Genomic DNA, 16,619 nt, shown 5'->3' with positions numbered 1-16,619 from the left:
CCCTTCGCGGATGCAGCACCGGGAATGGCGGGTGCGGAAACTTTACTCGCGCTGACGCTTAACCTCGTCCGAGACGGCCATATCTCTATGGGCCGCCTTTTCGAACTGCTCGCCACCAATCCGGCAAAGATTTTGATGGTCAATGCAGGTGCGATCGAAGTGGGCCGCGAAGCCGACCTCATTTTCATCGACCGTGATGCACCCTGGCAAGTCGATAGCAACAAAATGGCGGCGCTTGCCGGCAATACGCCGTTCGACAAGCTGCCCGTTCAAGGGCGTGTGCGCAAAATCATGAAGGGCGGCAAGATCATCTGATCCGCCGCCCTTCGTAAATTTGACTTTTGTTGGCGATTAACGCGTGGCGATTTTCACCGGTTTGCGTGCGGGCTTGGCAGCCATGCGAACCGGTGCCGAACCATTCACTGTCTTCACAACGCAATCGCCGCCAGCTTTCTTGATCTGGCTGCAAGTAGCGGCCGCCGCCTGATAATTGCCAAAACCCGACGCGGCGAGGCGCGTAAGCGTCTTGCCCTTGATGTTCACGGTTGAGCTTGCAGACGTGAAGCCGCTCAAAACCTTGTGCTTACGCGTATATTGGCTCCACGCTTTTTGCGCATTTCCGGCCGAGGAAAACGCGCCGAGTTGGACGAGATATTTGCCCGGGACCTTGGCCGTCGGCGCAGGAACATCCGCCAGCGCCAGCTTGACAGGCTTCGGCGCGGGAGCCGCTTCCGCAGCCTTCGCCGGACCCTCAGGCGCCTTGATTAACGGCGCTTCGTTGTCCGAAACCGAAGCAACAGCAGCTGCGATACGAACGTCGGATTCGCTATACCCTTCGGCGACCGGGGCCGGGCCAACTGCTGCCAGTTCGGTTAACTGGGCAGGTTCTGCCGCAGCAATGGCAACAGGCGCGGCTTCTTCAGCAGCAGCCATGATCGGAGCGGCGGTAGCACCACCGAGCGCCAGACGGACCGGTTGGCCCGAATCGGCGCGCGGCGTTACATTCAACAGGCCGGCGACACGTGTCTGATAGGCACCTGGACGGGCATATTGTGCCCATTCGACGATACGGTCATCGACGCGATCCTGCGGCATGTCCTGCACCGCCATGATGCGAGCCTCGCGCCAACGGCCATCAAGAGCATAAGCCAGTGCGAGGTTCTGACGGGTGCGAGCCGTCGCATTGTCCGCACGAATTGCTTCTACAAGCACATCTACCGAACGCTTGCTGTCGCCAGCGAGCGCAAGTGTCAGACCATAATCGCTTGCGGGAAGGATAGCGCGATTGGCATCAACCAGCGAGATCGCCGAATCCACCTTGCCCTGTGCAATGCGGGTCAGCGCCACACCGATCACAGTGCGAGCGTCCACCTGGCCCAATTCCATCACATCCATGAAGGTACGTTCGGCGGCAACAAAGCGGCCTTGCGTCATGTAAATACGCGCCAGCAGCGAACGATATTCCATATTGGTCAGATCGGCTTCAACCGCGGCTTCGGCGAAGCCCAATGCCTTGTCAGTCTTGCCCTTGGCGAAAAGCTTTTCGGCTTTTTTGGCCCAGCTATGCGCCTTCTTGGCATTTGCATCGACCGATGCATGCGTAGCGGCACTCGATGCGACTACGCCAGCCCCACCCAAGGCAGTGAATCCGACCACTGCGGTCGACAATGCCAGCTTTATGAGAGTCTTGTTCTTCATGACTATACCTCAGACTTGGTTAGGGTTGGCGTTCAGGCCGATTTTTTTCCGGGCACATGTGCCGCGAGCGTGGAAATTTCGGGCATTGCATCGATAAAGGAATCGAGCGCTGCCGTTACGAGTTGCTGGGCCGACTTGTTGCTGATCGCGCAAGCTAGACGCAGCTTCAGATGGCGTTCGCCATCAAGACGCAGCGTGAACGCCGACTTTTCCTTACTGCCAGGCGCGGCTCGCGGTTTCGCAACAGCTGCTTTGACGGCAACTGCACGCGGTGCGATAATCGGGATAACCGGTGCGGCAGGCAAATCTTGTTCAGCCACACCCATTTCTTCTGCCTGAACCTGCAACTGTTCCGCGATGCGTTCCTGCTGCTGTTTGACCTCAGGCTTCACCTCGGGGACAGCATTGGCCAGCGGATTAAATCCTTGGTCATGCTCATAATCCATCGGCGCGCTGGGATCTGGGTTTACGTCATAGCCCATATCATAGCCCATATCGTTCCAACCGCAGTCGTCCTGAATAGAGCCCGCTGCAGCAACACCGTTATTGTTGCCAATCAACTGACGGCGCATCGCCGGACGAGCTGCCCCCTTGCGGGCCAGCAGACCAGAAGAGAGGGAAGCTATTGGTTTGGGTTCGCTCATGTTCATCGCCCCCAGACCTGATTAACCGATGACCCGGCGACCAAAACCACCCATCGGGCGGGCTTGGGCAACCTGAGGATTGGCGGCGGCGGGCGCACTGAACACCGTGCGGCGGAAATTCTTCTCGAGACGATCGGAAATATAGGACCAAAGCTGGCGGACTTCCTCAGCCGAGCGGCCCTGCGGATCGACTTCCATCACAGTGCGACCGTCGATCATCGAGGCTGCAAAATCGGTGCGGTGGTGCAGCGTAATCGGGGCAACGGTGCCATGCTGTGACAGCGCGACAGCGGCCTCCGAAGTAATCTTGGCTTTAGGGGTAGCGGCATTGACCACGAAGATCAGCGGCTTGCCTGCCCGTTCGCACAGATCGACGGTGGCGCCAACAGCGCGAAGGTCGTGCGGGCTGGGTCGGGTAGGAACAACGATCAGTTCGGCAACCGAAATCACGCTCTGGATGGCCATAGTGATCGCCGGCGGGGTATCAATGACGGCTAGCTTGAAACCTTGCTGACGAAGAACGGCAAGGTCCGAAGCCAAACGAGCGACCGTCGTCTGGGCAAAGGCCGGAAGGTCGGCTTCGCGTTCGTTCCACCAATCGGCGAGCGATCCTTGCGGGTCGATATCGATAAGGACGACCGGCCCAGCGCCTGCCAATTGTGCCTGTACTGCAAGATGGCCGGACAAAGTGGTTTTGCCCGATCCGCCTTTTTGTGATGCCAATGCGAGAACCCTCACATTATTCCCCTTTTGCAAGCTGTTTGGAGGGGATGTGACAGAACAGGCCTAAAAATCGGTTAACGCTGATGCTGGGATTCTGCGCATCGCGAATGTTTTCGCGGCGGACAGACGTCGAATTGCATGTCCTGAATGTTGGATCGTTAATGGATGTAAAAGGTTAAGGCATTCACCATGGAATTTAACCAAATGTCAGCAGATACGCGCTATCCGCGTGGCAAATGCTCTTTGGAGTTGAACATGCGGAAACTGCCTTTCTCCTCATATGCTATTGTGGCCTGCCTCATCATGGCCGCACATCCTGCGTATGCCGATGTCAAAGCGGGCGTCGATGCCTGGTCAAACGGCGACTTTGGTGGCGCAGTGAAAGAATGGCGTGAGCCAGCCAAGAAAGGCGATCCCGACGCACAATTCAATATGGGGCAAGCTTACAAGCTCGGCCGCGGAGTAAAGCAGGATTTGAACTTGGCCGCTGACTGGTATCAACGCGCTGCCAAACAAGGGCATTTGCAGGCCGCAGACAGCCTCGGCCACCTCTATCATTACCAAGGCAAAGTCAAAGAGGCGCTTCCTTATCTTGAAACGTCTTCCGCACGGGGAGAACCAAGGGCACAATATCTGCTCGCCACCGAATTGTTCAATGGCGTCAATGCGCCAAAGGATTGGGTGCGTGCTTATGCCTTGATGACACGCGCTTCATCTTCGGGGCTTTCGCCCGCTTCGCGGAGTCTTGCCGAAATGGACAAACATATCCCGCTTGAGCAGCGCCAGCAGGGTGTGGTTCTTGCAGGTGAGATTGAAAAATCATCGATGCAGGTGCGTGCCGCTCAAGTTGCCGGCTTCCCGATCAACACCAAGCCGCCTGTATCTGTTGCACAAAAAATCGATGTGTGGCCATCGAAGCCGGTCGATTCACTCGACAATCAGGCACCGGGTTTCCCGGGCACAGTCCCTCCCATAAATGGAGTGGAAAGCGAACAACATGCCAAGCCAGCAAAAGCGGCGACCAAGCCGACTACAGCAGTTTCTGGCAAGTGGCGCATCCAGCTGGGCGCATTTGGCAGTGAGGCCAATGCCAACAAGCTCTGGTCCAGCCTGCAAGCCAAAGTCGGCGGGCTGTCTTCTGCCTCCCAGTATCTGGTTCGAGCGGGCAATGTATCACGCCTGCAAGCTGGGCCATTTGCAAACCGTGCCGATGCCGAGGCCATGTGTTCCAAGGTGAAGGCAGCTGCAGCCGGGCAAGGTTGTCTGGTGATCGCACCCTAAGGGCACAGCCTTTCAATTTCCCTGCCGAGCGTTCGCTTTGCGGCCTCGGTACCGGGGTCGACGAAATAATAGCGCGTTCCGCTCATGCTCGCATTGCGTGAGCAATAGGAAGCGCATCCTTCGGGCACGTTTCCGGGAAAGCGAAGGACTATGCCGTCATAGCTGGCGGTGAAACTGCAACTTTCCTTGCCAGTTAAAGTGATTTTCAAGCTGTCGCCGACCTGCTCGGCACTGCCTTGGGCTTCGCATTTGCTGTCGGAGCCATAAACAGACAAAAAACCAACGCGATAATTCGTTCCGCCATCGGCAACGGCGCAGAATTTGTCGGTTCCCAAATCACTTTGAGTTTCGAAGCGCCCCTCAACGGCAAGGCTCTCGGGATCGGGGATAAGTCCCTTGTCAATTGCGAGCTGATCGAGCGCTGCACCTGCGCTATCGTCATTCGATAAAGGCTGAGCGTCTTTTGAATCGCACCCGGCCAGCATCACTGCCAGTATCAGCAAAATCGAACTGGAATCCCTCACAGTCGTTCAAGACCTTCCGCCGTTACCCGTCGATAAAAGCAACTCCTTTCACCCGTATGGCACGTCGGGCCATCAGGCCGGGCGATCACCAGCAGCGCATCCTGATCACAATCGATACGCAGCTCGATCAGATGCAGGAGGTGACCGCTGCTTTCGCCCTTGGTCCAAAGGCGCTGGCGGCTTCGCGAGAAGAAGGTGACCTTCCCGCTCTCCTGCGTGATTTGCAGCGCTTCCTCGTTCATATGCCCAACCATCAGCACCGCGCCATCGGCAACATCAACTACCACTGCGGTCAGCAGACCATTGGCATCAAATTTCGGATCGAGCAGCAGCCCGCTCTCACGAGGATCGGTCATGTTCGATGCCTAGACGACCCCCATGAGGCTGGCAATCACCCGTAGCGAGCGATTTTTGCGCGCCGGTTTGTTACAAGGGGGAGACATGGGCTGCATGCCCGCCTATAGGCAGCGCAATTCTGGCGGCACGGGATTCGAATTGGACATGCTCACCACCAATCCCTTTGATGATGATAAATTGCGTGAAGAATGCGGTATCTTCGGGGTTTACAACTCTGAAGGCGCGTCCGCGATGGTTGCGCTCGGCCTGCATGCGCTCCAGCATCGCGGGCAGGAAGCTGCCGGTATTACCAGCTTTGACGGCAAGGAATTCCACACCCACCGCGCGATGGGCCATGTTGCCGGCAATTTCGACCGCGAAGATGTTATTCGCGCATTGCCCGGCAGCATAGCCGCAGGCCATGTGCGCTACTCGACGACGGGTGAAACCTCACTGCGCAATGTGCAGCCGCTCTATGCGGACCTCGCCACCGGCGGATTTGCAGTCGCGCATAATGGCAATATCTCGAATGCCGTTCATCTGCGGCGCGAACTGGTCCAGCGCGGTTCGATCTTCCAATCGACGTCCGACACCGAGGTCATCATCCACCTCGTTGCGACGTCCGCACAGAAGAGCCTGCTCGACCGGCTGATCGACGCGCTGAAACAGGTCGAAGGCGCTTACTCGCTGATCTGCCTCACACCCGAAGGCATGATCGCCTGCCGCGATCCGCTTGGCATCCGCCCGCTGGTTATGGGCCGTCTGGGCGAAACCATTATCTTTGCATCAGAGACTGTCGCGCTTGATATTGTCGGCGCTGATTTCATCCGCAGCGTCGAACCAGGCGAAATCGTCGTGGTGCGCGAAGGTGCGATCGGCTCGCACAAGCCCTTCTACCCGACATCACCGCGCCCCTGCATCTTTGAACATGTCTATTTCTCGAGGCCAGACTCGATCGTCGATGGCAACAGCGTTTATTCGGTTCGCAAAGCCATTGGCGCGGAACTGGCGCGTGAAAATGGCATCGATGCCGATTATGTCATTCCCGTCCCCGACAGCGGCACGCCAGCGGCAATCGGCTATGCCGAGGCATCGGGGATTCCGTTCGAACTGGGTATCATCCGCTCCCATTATGTCGGGCGCACCTTCATCCAGCCAGGCGACGGCGTGCGCCATCTGGGCGTCAAGCTCAAGCACAATGCCAACCGCAATCTGGTCGCTGGCAAGCGCATCGTCCTGATCGATGACTCAATCGTGCGCGGCACCACCAGCCTCAAGATCGTGCAGATGATGCGCGAGGCCGGGGCGAAAGAAGTGCATATGCGCATCGCCAGCCCGCCGACGACCAATAGCTGCTTCTATGGCGTCGACACCCCCGAGCGCGAAAAGCTGCTCGCCAGCCGGATGAACATCGCCGAGATGTGCGACTATATCCATGCCGACAGCCTCGCTTTCCTGACCATTGAAGGTCTGTATCGGGCCTTGGGTGAAACGCAGCGCGATGCCGCATGCCCACGCTATTGCGACGCATGCTTCACCGGTGACTATCCGACCAAGCTGACCGATTTTGACGAGCATAGCTCCCCCGACCAACTCAAGCTGCGGGTGGTTGGATAGGCCATGGGCGGAATGCAGGACAGGATCGCACTAGTCACCGGTGCCAGCCGCGGTATCGGCGCGGCGACGGCGGAAAAGCTGGCGGCTGAGGGTGCGCATGTCATCCTGACAGCACGCACCGCCAAAGATCTTGAAGTCGTCGAACAGCGGATATTTGAAGCAGGAGGCAGCGCTACCATCGCGCCGATGGACCTGACCGAAGCGGGCAATAACGAACGCCTCGCCGCTGCCGTCCGCGAACGTTGGGGCAAGCTCGACATGTTGGTGCTCAATGCGGCGATGCTAGGCACATTGGCGCCGGTGCCGGTAATCGATGCGGCCGAGTTCAACCGCGTGCTGACGCTAAATTTGCTCGCACAACAGGCGTTGATTGCAGCTTTTGATAGCTTGCTGCGTGCGAGTGACGCCGGACGTTTGGTTGTGCTGACCAGCAGCGTCGGGCAACAGCCGCGCGCCTATTGGGGTGCCTATGGTGCGTCGAAGGCGGCGCTCGAAAATCTGGCATTAAGCTATGCCGAGGAAGTGCTGAATCTGTCTTCGGTCCGGGTCGCTATCGTCGACCCCTCACGCACCCGCACCGCGATGCGCGCCAAAGCCTATCCGGGTGAAGATCCTGCGACACTGAAAGATCCTTCAGTCGTCGGCGAAGCGATAACGCAGATGTTACTCGGCGGCTTCGAGACCGGCCATCGCCTCATTGTCGACTGATCCGCTTTCCTTGATCATCGCATAGGCCGCCAAAGCCCGCTCGCGCGCCGCACGGTGGCCGATGATTTTTGCAGGATAGTTTGCGGGCCGGACGCCATATTCATCGGGATCATGAATATAGGGATCAGAGAGGTGCGCCAGTTCCGGCACCCATTGCCGGATATACTCGCCTGCATTGAATTTTTCCGACTGCGATAGAGGGGCCATGATGCGGACAAACATGTTGCTGTCGACGCCGCTGCCCGCCGTCCACTGCCAGTTGACCGCATTGGACGCATAATCGGCATCGACCAGCGTATCCCAGAACCATTGTTCGCCTACCCGCCAGTCGATCAGCAAATGCTTGATCAGGAAGGACGCGGCTATCATGCGAACGCGGTTGTGCATCCAACCGGTGGCCCATAATTCGCGCATACCTGCATCGACTATAGGGTAGCCGGTCAGGCCTTTTGTCCAGCGGATATAGTCCTGCTGTACATCGCTATCGCCCATGTCACGCCACGGAAAATGGTCAAACGCTGCCCGCGCATTGCGGACACCATATTCGGGGAATTGCAGGATCACATTGGCGGCATATTCGCGCCAGACCAGTTCCTTTAGATATGTCTCAACCGATCCGCCTGCGTCCATTGCCGCATGCCAGATCGTCGCGGGAGAAATTTCGCCAAAATGCAGATGGGGCGACAGGAAGCTGGTGCCGGGTATAGAGGGCAGATTGCGCTTTTCCTGGTAGCGATTGGCCCTGGGGAGGAAATTTTCGAGCCGTTCGGCAGCACCGGTTTCGCCCGGCGTCCAGAAATCGCGCATGCCCCCTGCCCAATCGGGCTTCGAAGGCAACAGGCCCCAGCTATCAAGATCGTCACTATCCGGCCATTGCGCAGGTGCCGGAATATGATTCGGTGCTGCACGCGGTTTGGCGGGCGGCATATGCTGCGAAAGGGCACGCCAAAAAGGCGTGTAGATTTTGAACTGGCCGCCACTGCCCGTTTTCACGCTACCGGGTGGCACCAGATACAGCCCATCATGCCTTATCAGCGACGTACCGACCGGCAGGATTTCCTGCACCGCGCGTTCGGCGTTGCGCCACCACGGCTCGTAATGGCGCAAGCAGTGGATGGCAGACGCGTTCGTTTCTCGTGCAAGCTGGGCCAGAACCTGTGGAGATGATCCACGACGAAGGATCAACCGCGAACCACGTTCGCGCAATGCTGAATCCAATGCTTTCAGGCTGTGGTGCAGCCACCAACGCGACGCACCACCCATGCGCCGGTGTTTAGGCGTATCATCGTCAAGGATGTAGACCGGCGTTATCGGCCGCCCACGCGCTACTGCGGCGTGCAATGCCGATTGATCGCTCAGGCGTAAATCTCTTCGGAACCAGACGATTGTTGTCATACTAACGCGCATACAGTCGACGCGTTGAAAACAGGATACGGGCTTAGACCGTAGGGCCTACCTTTTGGGTGCTACGACCACCTCGAAATTATTACGAACCACGCGATTGTCGAAACGCTGGTCGCGAATGACGATATTCCCCGCCTTGTCCTTTTCGGCGAATGGCATGCGCGCCCAGAAGAGGAAATCCCGCGCATCGAGATCATGAGCAACCGCATCGGCGGTGGAGGACAGGCTATCCATATTATGGGGATAGGTCTTACTATTGATAGAGGCCCCTCGACCCACTTGATATTCACCCTTCCCCATCTCGAAAGCGTCGCGCCATGCAATTTCGCGCCGCCAGAAGGCTATAGGCACGGCATTGGCGACGATGAGTGGATCGGGCATCGTGGCAGTCTGGTCGTAGCGTGCAATGACCAGTTTCTTCGCCTCGCTCTCCGCATGCGACGAAAGCAACCCGTTGGCGACTATATATAGGAATATTGCAAAGAATGCCGCTGTTGCGGGCTTTCGCCAATCGGTAAGTCCTGCTTTTTCACGTCGGCGCGACAACCAAACGCCAAAAATCAGCGCAATCCACACCCAGATGTCGATTATGAACAGTGTGTCACCATAAAACCACTGGCTCGAAAAGGGCTCAAGCAACCGGATGCCGTAATTGTTGAGCCAGTCGAGCGCCGGATGGCTGAGCGTACCGATACAGGCCAAAGCGAGCAGCCATCCCCCACGCACCGGCAGCCGCTTTTCAGGCCGCGTGCCACGCCCAGCTTGCCAACGGTCATAGCCAATCATGATCGCCCATAAGATGACGGGCAACAGCAGCATGGCAATCGGACCATGCGTAATCCCGCGCCGGATCGCCAGATGTTGATGCCCGCCGAGCAGCGTCGCTACGGCATCGATATCGGGCAGGTTCGCCGCAATAATCAGTGTCGGCATCGCCAACCCTGTTTTGCGCTTGATCCCCATCTGGCCAAGCACGGCACCGGCCAAACTATGGGTCAAATTATCCATGCGACAGCAATAGTTCCGAATGGAATAAAACGCACTTAGGCCAATGTCCTAGTGCGTCAATCAACCGTCCAGGTCTGGCCCTTGCTGATCAATGCTTGCAGGTCGGGCGTCTTGCCCTCGGAAAGCTTGGCATTCTGCTCGGTCACTGCGCTGTCATAGGTGGGACGTGGGTCGTCGTAGAGCACACCAAGCGCCATCGGGAATTCACCGAACGGCATTTCGACCAGCATATGCGCAAGCGCGCGGTTCTTGACATTGTGGACGATCACGCCCGCCGCCTGCCAGTCACCTTCAGCCACGCCGACGACCTTAAGCGTCAACGTATCCATATCCATTGCAATACCCTTGCTGCCACCGTCGAACAGCATCGGCTGGCCATCCTGCAGCCAGAGCTGGCGCGATTCGGCACCCTTGGGCGCGGCAAAATCCTCGAACACATCCTTGTTGTAAACGATGCAGTTCTGGAAGATTTCAATGAAGGCCGCGCCTTTATGGGAATGCGCAGCTTTCAGCACATCGGGCAAATGCTTCGACACGTCAAAGCCACGCGCCACAAAGCGCGCGCCCGAACCCAGCGCGAAGGCACAAGGCGTGGCGGGGCGGTCGACCGAACCGAATGGCGTCGAAGGCGATTTGGTGCCGACGCGGCTGGTGGGCGAATATTGGCCCTTGGTCAGGCCGTAAATCTCGTTGTTGAACAGCAGGATCTGGCAATCGAGGTTACGGCGCAGCAGGTGCATCGTATGGTTGCCACCAATCGACAGCGCGTCGCCATCGCCGGTGATGATCCATACGTCGAGATCGGGATTGGCCAGCTTCACCCCTGTCGCTACCGCAGGCGCACGGCCGTGGATGGTGTGAAAACCATAGGTTTCCATATAATAAGGGAAGCGCGATGAACATCCGATGCCACTGATGAATACCGTATCCTCAGGCTTGCGGCCCAGTTCCGGCATGGTGCGCTGCACCGCCTTCAAGATCGCATAGTCACCGCAACCGGGGCACCAGCGGACTTCCTGATCGGTCTCCCAATCCTTGGGACTCGATTTCTGGATGGGGGTCATGTCGTTCATGCGAGTGCCTCCTCGATGGCGGCTTCAATTTCAGCGATGCGGAAGGGTTGGCCGCTGACCTTGTTCAGCGGTTTGGCGTCGATCAAAAACTGGTCGCGTAGCACGGTCTTGAACTGGCCAGTGTTCATTTCAGGCACCAGCACCTTGTCAAACTTGCGCAGCAGATCGCCCAGATTGGCTGGCATTGGCCAGATGTGGCGGACGTGGATATGGCTGACATCAAGGCCCTTGGCGCGCATCCGACGTATCGCCTGATGGATCGGGCCGAATGTGGAGCCCCAACCCACAACCGCCAGCTTGCCGCCTTCGTTGCCAAGGCAGACATCCTGATCGGGGATGTGCGCGGCAATACCATCGACTTTGCCCTTGCGGATGTCGGTCATCGCCTGGTGGTTGGCGGGCGAGTAATTGAGGTGGCCGGTATCGACCTCCTTCTCGATCCCGCCGATACGGTGCAGCAGGCCGGGTGTTCCGGGCTTTACCCATGGGCGAGCCAGCTTGTTGTCGCGGCCATAGGGCTTGAACCCGCCTTCAGGGACATGATCGAGGAAGCTGACCGGGAACGGCTTATAGCTGCTCATATCCGGAACCTTCCAGGGCTCAGCCGCGTTGGCGATATAGCCGTCGGTAAGCAGGATGACCGGCGTCATGAACTGCGTCGCGATCCGCACCGCCTCAATCGCGCAATCGAACACATCGCTCGGGCTGCGCGCAGCGATCACTGGCAGCGGGGTATCGCCATTGCGGCCATACACCGCCTGATAGAGGTCCGATTGCTCGGTCTTGGTCGGAAGCCCGGTCGAAGGGCCACCACGCTGAGAGTTGATGATGACAAGCGGAAGCTCAGTCATCACCGCAAGGCCAATTGCTTCGGTCTTAAGCGCAATGCCCGGACCCGAGGACGAGGTGACACCCAACTGACCAGCATAAGATGCGCCAATGGCCGAAGCGATCGCGGCAATCTCGTCCTCCGCCTGGAAGGTGGTGACGCCATATTCCTTGAACCGCGCCAATGCGTGCAGGATCGAAGAGGCAGGCGTAATCGGATAGCCGCCGAAGAACATCTTCACGCCCGCCAGCTGGCAGCCTGCAACGAGGCCCATAGCGGCGGCATCCGCGCCGTTTATCGTGCGGTACAGGCCGGGATCAGCGGGGGCTGCATCAACATGCTTGCGCGGAATGGGAACCGCACCGGGATTGCCGATTTCTGCGGTTTCGCCATAGGCATGGCCCGCATTAAGCGCTGCGATATTGGCATCGGCAAGAATCGGGCTTTTGGCGAATTTGTCCTTCAGCCACTGAATGATCGGTTCGCGGTCGCGATCGAACATCCAGAGCGCCAGACCCAGCGTCCACATATTTTTGCAGCGCAGCGCTTCCTTGTTACCAAGTCCGAACGGCTTAACCGCATCCATCGTCAATTGGCTGATGTTGAAATGGACAAGCTGCCATTTACCGAGCGAGTCATCCTCGAGCGGATTTGCATCATATTGCGCCTTGGCGAGGTTACGCGCATTGAACTCACCCTCGTCTGCGATGATGAGGCCGCCGGGCTTCAAATCCTTTACATTGGTCTTGAGCGCCGCCGGGTTCATCGCCACCAGCACATCTGGCGCGTCGCCTGCCGTATCGATTTCCGAGGCGCCAAAGTTGATCTGGAACGCCGAAACGCCGAACAGCGTGCCCTGCGGTGCGCGGATCTCGGCAGGGAAATCGGGGAAGGTCGCGAAGTCGTTGCCCGCCAGTGCCGACGACAGTGTAAACTGCCCGCCGGTGAGCTGCATGCCGTCGCCCGAGTCCCCCGCAAAGCGGACCACTACGGCTTCGGGATGGGGGATGTGGGCTTGGGATTGGGTATCGATGCTGCGCGCGGCAGTGGCCATTTCGTAAAGTCCCGCAATTTTAATTGTTCTGTTAAGACGTCCTTATGCGCGCTTTTGCGCCAAATCCAAATAGGAAATCTGTTTTGCGACACAGTCGGGCTTTGCCATGGACGCGCCCAGAGGTTCGGGTTATGCCTTTTGCAAATGAGGACAGGAGAGAGACTATGAGCAACCATTTTGTGCGTCCCGATGTGCAGGCGCTTCTCGATATGTTGAACAGCCAGCCCGGCCCGAAGATGCACGAACTTTCCGCTACGGAAGCGCGCGGAATGATGACTGTTATGGGCGCGATGGCAGAAGAAGAGCTGGGCGAACTGGCGGTCGTACGCGACCTTTCAATCCCAGGGCCAGCGGGTGCAATTCCGGCGCGACTCTATGATGCTCGCGAAAGCCGCAGGGCTGGTCCCGTCATGGTTTTCTATCACGGCGGCGGTTTTGTGATCGGTGATCTGGACATCTATGGACCCTATTGTGCCGAAGTTGCGCGCCAGCTCGACATGCCCGTTATCTCGATCGACTACCGCCTTGCCCCCGAACATCGCTTCCCTGCCGCAGCTGTTGATTGTGAGGCCGCGACCCGCTGGATCGCAGGCAGCCCCGCTGAATTGGGGCTGGAAGTCACCGGTCTCGTTACTTCAGGCGACAGCGCCGGTGGCAACTTGACCATCGTCACGACCATGGCGCTGCGCGATAATCCAGCGGCGGTGCCGGTATTGGTGCAGCACCCGATCTATCCGGTGGTCACCGATAGCAATGACTGGCAAAGCATGCGTGATTTTGCCGAGGGTTTCTTGTTGACCCGGGACTCGATGGATTATTTCCATGCTGCCTATGCCGCCGACGCCAACGACTATCGCGGTGCGCCCATTAAATTTTCGCAGGAAGGCATGCCGCCGTCTCTGGTGACCACGGCCAGCCTTGATCCACTGCGCGATCAGGGCCTTGCCTATGTCGAGGCGCTTAAGGCTGCGGGCGTTCCTGTCCAGCATCGCAGCGCGGACGGCAACATCCACGGCCACATAACTTTGCGCAAAGGCATCCCCTCGTCGAAGGAAGATGTGGCCGGCAATCTTGCCGCCTTGAAAGCAATGCTGGCCGAAGTGATGGCCGACGCCTAAGGGCATAAGTATGAGCGATACCGAAGACCTGCCCTACCGCCCCTGCGCGGGTATCATGCTCGCCAATCGGGCGGGGCTGGTCTTTGTCGGCCAGCGGATCGATAATCCCGGCGACGCCTGGCAGATGCCACAAGGCGGGATTGACGATGGCGAAGATCCGGAAGTCGCGGCTTTCCGCGAACTGGGCGAGGAAACCGGCCTTCTGCCCGACCATGTCGACCTGCTGGCCCGCAGCCGCGAAGAGTATTTCTATGACCTGCCGCCGGAGTTGCAGGGCAATATTTGGGGCGGGCGCTGGCGCGGGCAAAGGCAATGGTGGTTCCTGATGCGCTTCAAGGGTGAGGACAGCGACATCAATATCGAAGCGCATCATCCCGAATTTTCGCGATGGAAATGGGCCGAGGCGCAGGAATTGCCAAAGCTGATCGTGCCTTTCAAACGGCGGATATATGAGGGTGTGGTGGCGGAATTCGGGCCGCTGATTTAGGCGTTCTTCTCCCCTCCCGCTTGCGGGAGGGGCTGGGGGGTGGGCCTGATAGGGCGCTCAGTTCGCTTCGCTCGCTCCCTCCCCTAACCCCTCCCGCAAGCGGGAGGGGAGAATATCACTAATTCGCCTTTTCTACCGTCGGCTTAATCTCTACAGCACTCGCCTGCAGTGCATCCTTATTCCCAGCCTTTTCGATTGACGCTGCCAAACGATCGCTTTCCCCACATTTAGACCGGCACAATATCTGCAAGCGCGCGAGATTCTTCTTCGCAGCATCCAGCGCGCCCTTGGACGCCATCAACTCGCCCTGCGCGGCGATCACGGCTACATCATTGGGCTCAATTTCGAGCGCACTCTTGTAGAAAGAAATCGCTTTGCCCTTCAGCCCTTGCTGCGCCGAAACCTCTGCCATGCCGACAAAAGCGGCACGATTCCTCGGATCGACCGCCAGCGCAGTTTCGAACCAACCTAACGCATTGTCATATTGGCCGGCCTGTTGCGCAGCCACACCTTCAGCGACAAGCGCAACCGATTCCGGATCAATATCATGATCGGCTTTTTTGCCAATGCTGGCACTCGACGCCATCAGAAACACGGCAGACAAAGCAATGACGGGGGGAGAAAAACGCATAATCAGCTTCCAGACATTAGACACCGGTAGCCCCCGCTATCACAGCTTGTGCAAACGCGCCAAGTAGAAGCCATCGCTACCGTCATGCGCCGGGGTTAGCAAGATACCTGCGCCATCTGCCCTTCCGGCAGCAAGTTCCGGATTGTCCGCTTCAAAGTCCGGATGCCGCAACAAAAAGGCATCAATCTGGTCCCGGCCTTCGCAGGCAAATAACGAACACACTGCATAGACGAGATGTCCGCCCGGCTTCACCAGCCCGGACGCCAGATCGAGCAAGCGGCCCTGTTCTGAAACAAGCCTTTGCAAATCACGCTGGTCCAAACGCCAGCGCGTTTCCGGATTGCGCCGCCATGTCCCGCTGCCTGAACAAGGCGCGTCAATCAGGACGACATCGCAGGCACCGAACAAATCGCCGAGCGCGCCCATTTCTTTATTTGGATTGAGCAGCAGGGTTTCGATAAATCCGGCCTTGGCGCGAGCTGCGCGGGGCAGCAATTGTTGCAGCCGGTCGCGGTTGGTGTCGGCAGCGACAAGCCGTCCCTGCCCCGCCATATGCGATGCGAGCGCAAGGGTTTTGCCTCCAGCCCCAGCGCACAAATCAAGCACGGTCATTCCGGGTTGCGCCTTGCACGCTTCCGCAATCAGCTGACTGCCAAGGTCCTGCACTTCAATCGCGCCCGAAGTGTAAAGCTCGCTGCTCTCGATCGCATAGCCTGTCGAAAGCCGCAGCCCATCCAGACTTTCAGGCAAGGCTGCAGCCTCGGGCAGCTTTTCTGCGACAGCACCGCGATCCGCAATCAACCGGTTCACGCGAATGTCGAGCAGTGCCCGTTCGAGCAAAGCGGGATATTCACCTTCGGTCACCAAAGTCGAGAACAAAGGTTTCACCCATTCGGGTAGAACGCCGCCCGATGCGCGTGGTTCATCAGCGGCAATCGGGGCTGGTCCATAGGCAAGGCCATCGAACAAAGCGGTCAGCTCGCTGTCCTGATCTGCCAGTGCAATCATAGCCGAACGGCCATTGTCTGGCCGTTCGCCAAAAGCGCGAATGGCCCGCCACGTCAGATCACGCACCGCACGGCGATCCTTTGAGCCCGCATAGCGACGGGCAGCAAAAAAGGCGGCCGCTATCCGGTCCGCAGAAGCGCCCTTATCCCGCGTTGCCGCGATGATAGCATCGAGCAGCTCTATCGCGGCCTGTACCCGCGCTGCAGGTGTCATTTGCGTTCCGCATTCTTCTCTTGCAACGCTTGCCAGGCAGCATCGCTTTCATCGCCGGATGCAGAGCGGATGCACTTATAGGCAAAGCGCATTCCGCCAAATTCAGTGCGATAGATATCCCGCTGCGCGACATATTCGCTGCCGTCCGCCCCACATGCCGACAGCGTTGCATAAGCAGTCGGAGCCCGGTGGAAGGTATACTCCCCCGGATGATCCGGATGCCAGCCAATCACAACCAGCAGATAGGGGATGAATTCTTCCAC

Annotated in this window: 18 protein-coding genes; 6 read left to right on the top strand and 12 right to left on the bottom strand. The window is 58.3% G+C overall.

What is annotated here, in order from left to right; translation table 11 throughout:
* The coding region (locus PKC81_RS10485; RefSeq protein ID WP_324335819.1) for an amidohydrolase family protein at positions 1-315 on the top strand (315 nt) is incomplete at its 5' end.
* Between the two features lie 36 nt (positions 316-351).
* On the opposite strand, the gene PKC81_RS10480 is transcribed toward PKC81_RS10485, so the two are convergent.
* From PKC81_RS10480 to PKC81_RS10470, 3 genes are read right to left on the bottom strand one after another with little or no spacing between them, the layout of a single operon-like run.
* Positions 352-1,698, bottom strand: coding sequence for an SPOR domain-containing protein (locus PKC81_RS10480; RefSeq protein WP_324335817.1), 1,347 nt, complete (start codon positions 1,696-1,698; stop codon positions 352-354).
* A gap of 32 nt (positions 1,699-1,730) precedes the next feature.
* The gene (locus tag PKC81_RS10475) at positions 1,731-2,342 is read right to left on the bottom strand and encodes a hypothetical protein (RefSeq protein WP_324335815.1); all 612 of its coding nucleotides are present in this window, start codon (positions 2,340-2,342) and stop codon (positions 1,731-1,733) included.
* 21 nt (positions 2,343-2,363) lie between these two features.
* Positions 2,364-3,080, bottom strand: a complete 717-nt coding sequence (locus PKC81_RS10470) for a ParA family protein (RefSeq protein ID WP_298604902.1) — start codon at positions 3,078-3,080, stop codon at positions 2,364-2,366.
* Positions 3,081-3,368: 288 nt separating this feature from the next.
* On the opposite strand from PKC81_RS10470, the gene PKC81_RS10465 reads away from it, so the two are divergent.
* Entirely contained in the window at positions 3,369-4,346 is a 978-nt protein-coding gene (locus tag PKC81_RS10465; RefSeq protein WP_324335812.1) for an SPOR domain-containing protein, read from the top strand.
* On the opposite strand, the gene PKC81_RS10460 is transcribed toward PKC81_RS10465, so the two are convergent.
* Both PKC81_RS10460 and hisI read right to left on the bottom strand, forming a co-directional pair.
* Positions 4,343-4,849, bottom strand: a complete 507-nt coding sequence (locus tag PKC81_RS10460) for a hypothetical protein (RefSeq protein WP_324335810.1) — start codon at positions 4,847-4,849, stop codon at positions 4,343-4,345. The genes PKC81_RS10465 and PKC81_RS10460 overlap by 4 nt on opposite strands.
* A 17-nt stretch (positions 4,850-4,866) precedes the next feature.
* Positions 4,867-5,226, bottom strand: a complete 360-nt coding sequence (hisI, locus tag PKC81_RS10455; protein WP_324335808.1) for a phosphoribosyl-AMP cyclohydrolase — start codon at positions 5,224-5,226, stop codon at positions 4,867-4,869.
* A gap of 145 nt (positions 5,227-5,371) precedes the next feature.
* Between hisI and purF the strand changes: the two genes are divergently transcribed.
* Entirely contained in the window at positions 5,372-6,823 is a 1,452-nt protein-coding gene (gene purF / locus PKC81_RS10450) for an amidophosphoribosyltransferase (RefSeq protein WP_324335823.1), read from the top strand.
* Between the two features lie 12 nt (positions 6,824-6,835).
* Positions 6,836-7,531 carry an SDR family NAD(P)-dependent oxidoreductase gene (locus tag PKC81_RS10445; protein WP_324335821.1) on the top strand — a complete coding sequence of 232 codons (696 nt, stop codon included), beginning with the start codon at positions 6,836-6,838 and terminating at the stop codon, positions 7,529-7,531.
* Here PKC81_RS10445 and PKC81_RS10440 read toward each other — a convergent pair.
* The 4 genes from PKC81_RS10440 to PKC81_RS10425 are packed head-to-tail and all read right to left on the bottom strand — an operon-like array spanning position 7,487 to position 12,899.
* Positions 7,487-8,926, bottom strand: a complete 1,440-nt coding sequence (locus PKC81_RS10440) for a deoxyribodipyrimidine photo-lyase (protein WP_324335806.1) — start codon at positions 8,924-8,926, stop codon at positions 7,487-7,489. The genes PKC81_RS10445 and PKC81_RS10440 overlap by 45 nt on opposite strands.
* Before the next feature lie 57 nt (positions 8,927-8,983).
* The gene (locus tag PKC81_RS10435) at positions 8,984-9,943 is read right to left on the bottom strand and encodes a metal-dependent hydrolase (protein WP_324335804.1); all 960 of its coding nucleotides are present in this window, start codon (positions 9,941-9,943) and stop codon (positions 8,984-8,986) included.
* 56 nt (positions 9,944-9,999) lie between these two features.
* Positions 10,000-11,016 (bottom strand): 2-oxoacid:ferredoxin oxidoreductase subunit beta, encoded by a 1,017-nt coding sequence (locus PKC81_RS10430; RefSeq protein WP_324335802.1) that lies wholly within the window; start codon positions 11,014-11,016, stop codon positions 10,000-10,002.
* Complete coding sequence (locus tag PKC81_RS10425; protein WP_324335800.1) at positions 11,013-12,899, bottom strand: 2-oxoacid:acceptor oxidoreductase subunit alpha; 1,887 nt, start codon at positions 12,897-12,899, stop codon at positions 11,013-11,015. The genes PKC81_RS10430 and PKC81_RS10425 overlap by 4 nt, the downstream gene beginning before the upstream one ends.
* A gap of 164 nt (positions 12,900-13,063) precedes the next feature.
* On the opposite strand from PKC81_RS10425, the gene PKC81_RS10420 reads away from it, so the two are divergent.
* Both PKC81_RS10420 and PKC81_RS10415 read left to right on the top strand, forming a co-directional pair.
* The gene (locus PKC81_RS10420; RefSeq protein WP_324335798.1) at positions 13,064-14,017 is read left to right on the top strand and encodes an alpha/beta hydrolase; all 954 of its coding nucleotides are present in this window, start codon (positions 13,064-13,066) and stop codon (positions 14,015-14,017) included.
* 10 nt (positions 14,018-14,027) lie between these two features.
* On the top strand, positions 14,028-14,504 hold the full coding sequence (locus tag PKC81_RS10415; protein WP_298604514.1) for an RNA pyrophosphohydrolase: 477 nt from the start codon (positions 14,028-14,030) through the stop codon (positions 14,502-14,504).
* Between the two features lie 118 nt (positions 14,505-14,622).
* Here PKC81_RS10415 and PKC81_RS10410 read toward each other — a convergent pair whose 3' ends face one another.
* The 3 genes from PKC81_RS10410 to PKC81_RS10400 are packed head-to-tail and all read right to left on the bottom strand — an operon-like array spanning position 14,623 to position 16,619.
* Positions 14,623-15,135 (bottom strand): tetratricopeptide repeat protein, encoded by a 513-nt coding sequence (locus tag PKC81_RS10410; protein WP_324335795.1) that lies wholly within the window; start codon positions 15,133-15,135, stop codon positions 14,623-14,625.
* A gap of 39 nt (positions 15,136-15,174) precedes the next feature.
* Complete coding sequence (locus tag PKC81_RS10405; protein WP_324335793.1) at positions 15,175-16,356, bottom strand: RsmB/NOP family class I SAM-dependent RNA methyltransferase; 1,182 nt, start codon at positions 16,354-16,356, stop codon at positions 15,175-15,177.
* The gene (locus PKC81_RS10400) at positions 16,353-16,619 is read right to left on the bottom strand and encodes a hypothetical protein (RefSeq protein WP_324335791.1); all 267 of its coding nucleotides are present in this window, start codon (positions 16,617-16,619) and stop codon (positions 16,353-16,355) included. The genes PKC81_RS10405 and PKC81_RS10400 overlap by 4 nt, the downstream gene beginning before the upstream one ends.

It is taken from the genome of Sphingorhabdus sp. (genome assembly GCF_035329025.1).
Classification (GTDB): Bacteria; Pseudomonadota; Alphaproteobacteria; order Sphingomonadales; family Sphingomonadaceae; genus Sphingorhabdus_B.
Note: the sequence above shows the minus strand (reverse complement) of the source record. Positions and strands in the feature narration are given on the sequence as shown.

Bases quoted from the DNA above. Each gene is read 5' to 3' on its own strand.
- PKC81_RS10480 (WP_324335817.1), bottom strand. From the start codon at position 1,698: ATGAAGAACAAGACTCTCATAAAGCTGGCATTGTCGACCGCAGTGGTC.
- PKC81_RS10475 (WP_324335815.1), bottom strand. From the start codon at position 2,342: ATGAGCGAACCCAAACCAATAGCTTCCCTCTCTTCTGGTCTGCTGGCC.
- PKC81_RS10465 (WP_324335812.1), top strand. From the start codon at position 3,369: ATGGCCGCACATCCTGCGTATGCCGATGTCAAAGCGGGCGTCGATGCC.
- hisI (WP_324335808.1), bottom strand. From the start codon at position 5,226: ATGACCGATCCTCGTGAGAGCGGGCTGCTGCTCGATCCGAAATTTGAT.
- purF (WP_324335823.1), top strand. From the start codon at position 5,372: ATGCTCACCACCAATCCCTTTGATGATGATAAATTGCGTGAAGAATGC.
- PKC81_RS10445 (WP_324335821.1), top strand. From the start codon at position 6,836: ATGCAGGACAGGATCGCACTAGTCACCGGTGCCAGCCGCGGTATCGGC.
- PKC81_RS10440 (WP_324335806.1), bottom strand. From the start codon at position 8,926: ATGACAACAATCGTCTGGTTCCGAAGAGATTTACGCCTGAGCGATCAA.
- PKC81_RS10435 (WP_324335804.1), bottom strand. From the start codon at position 9,943: ATGGATAATTTGACCCATAGTTTGGCCGGTGCCGTGCTTGGCCAGATG.
- PKC81_RS10430 (WP_324335802.1), bottom strand. From the start codon at position 11,016: ATGAACGACATGACCCCCATCCAGAAATCGAGTCCCAAGGATTGGGAG.
- PKC81_RS10425 (WP_324335800.1), bottom strand. From the start codon at position 12,899: ATGGCCACTGCCGCGCGCAGCATCGATACCCAATCCCAAGCCCACATC.
- PKC81_RS10420 (WP_324335798.1), top strand. From the start codon at position 13,064: ATGAGCAACCATTTTGTGCGTCCCGATGTGCAGGCGCTTCTCGATATG.
- PKC81_RS10415 (WP_298604514.1), top strand. From the start codon at position 14,028: ATGAGCGATACCGAAGACCTGCCCTACCGCCCCTGCGCGGGTATCATG.
- PKC81_RS10410 (WP_324335795.1), bottom strand. From the start codon at position 15,135: ATGCGTTTTTCTCCCCCCGTCATTGCTTTGTCTGCCGTGTTTCTGATG.
- PKC81_RS10405 (WP_324335793.1), bottom strand. From the start codon at position 16,356: ATGACACCTGCAGCGCGGGTACAGGCCGCGATAGAGCTGCTCGATGCT.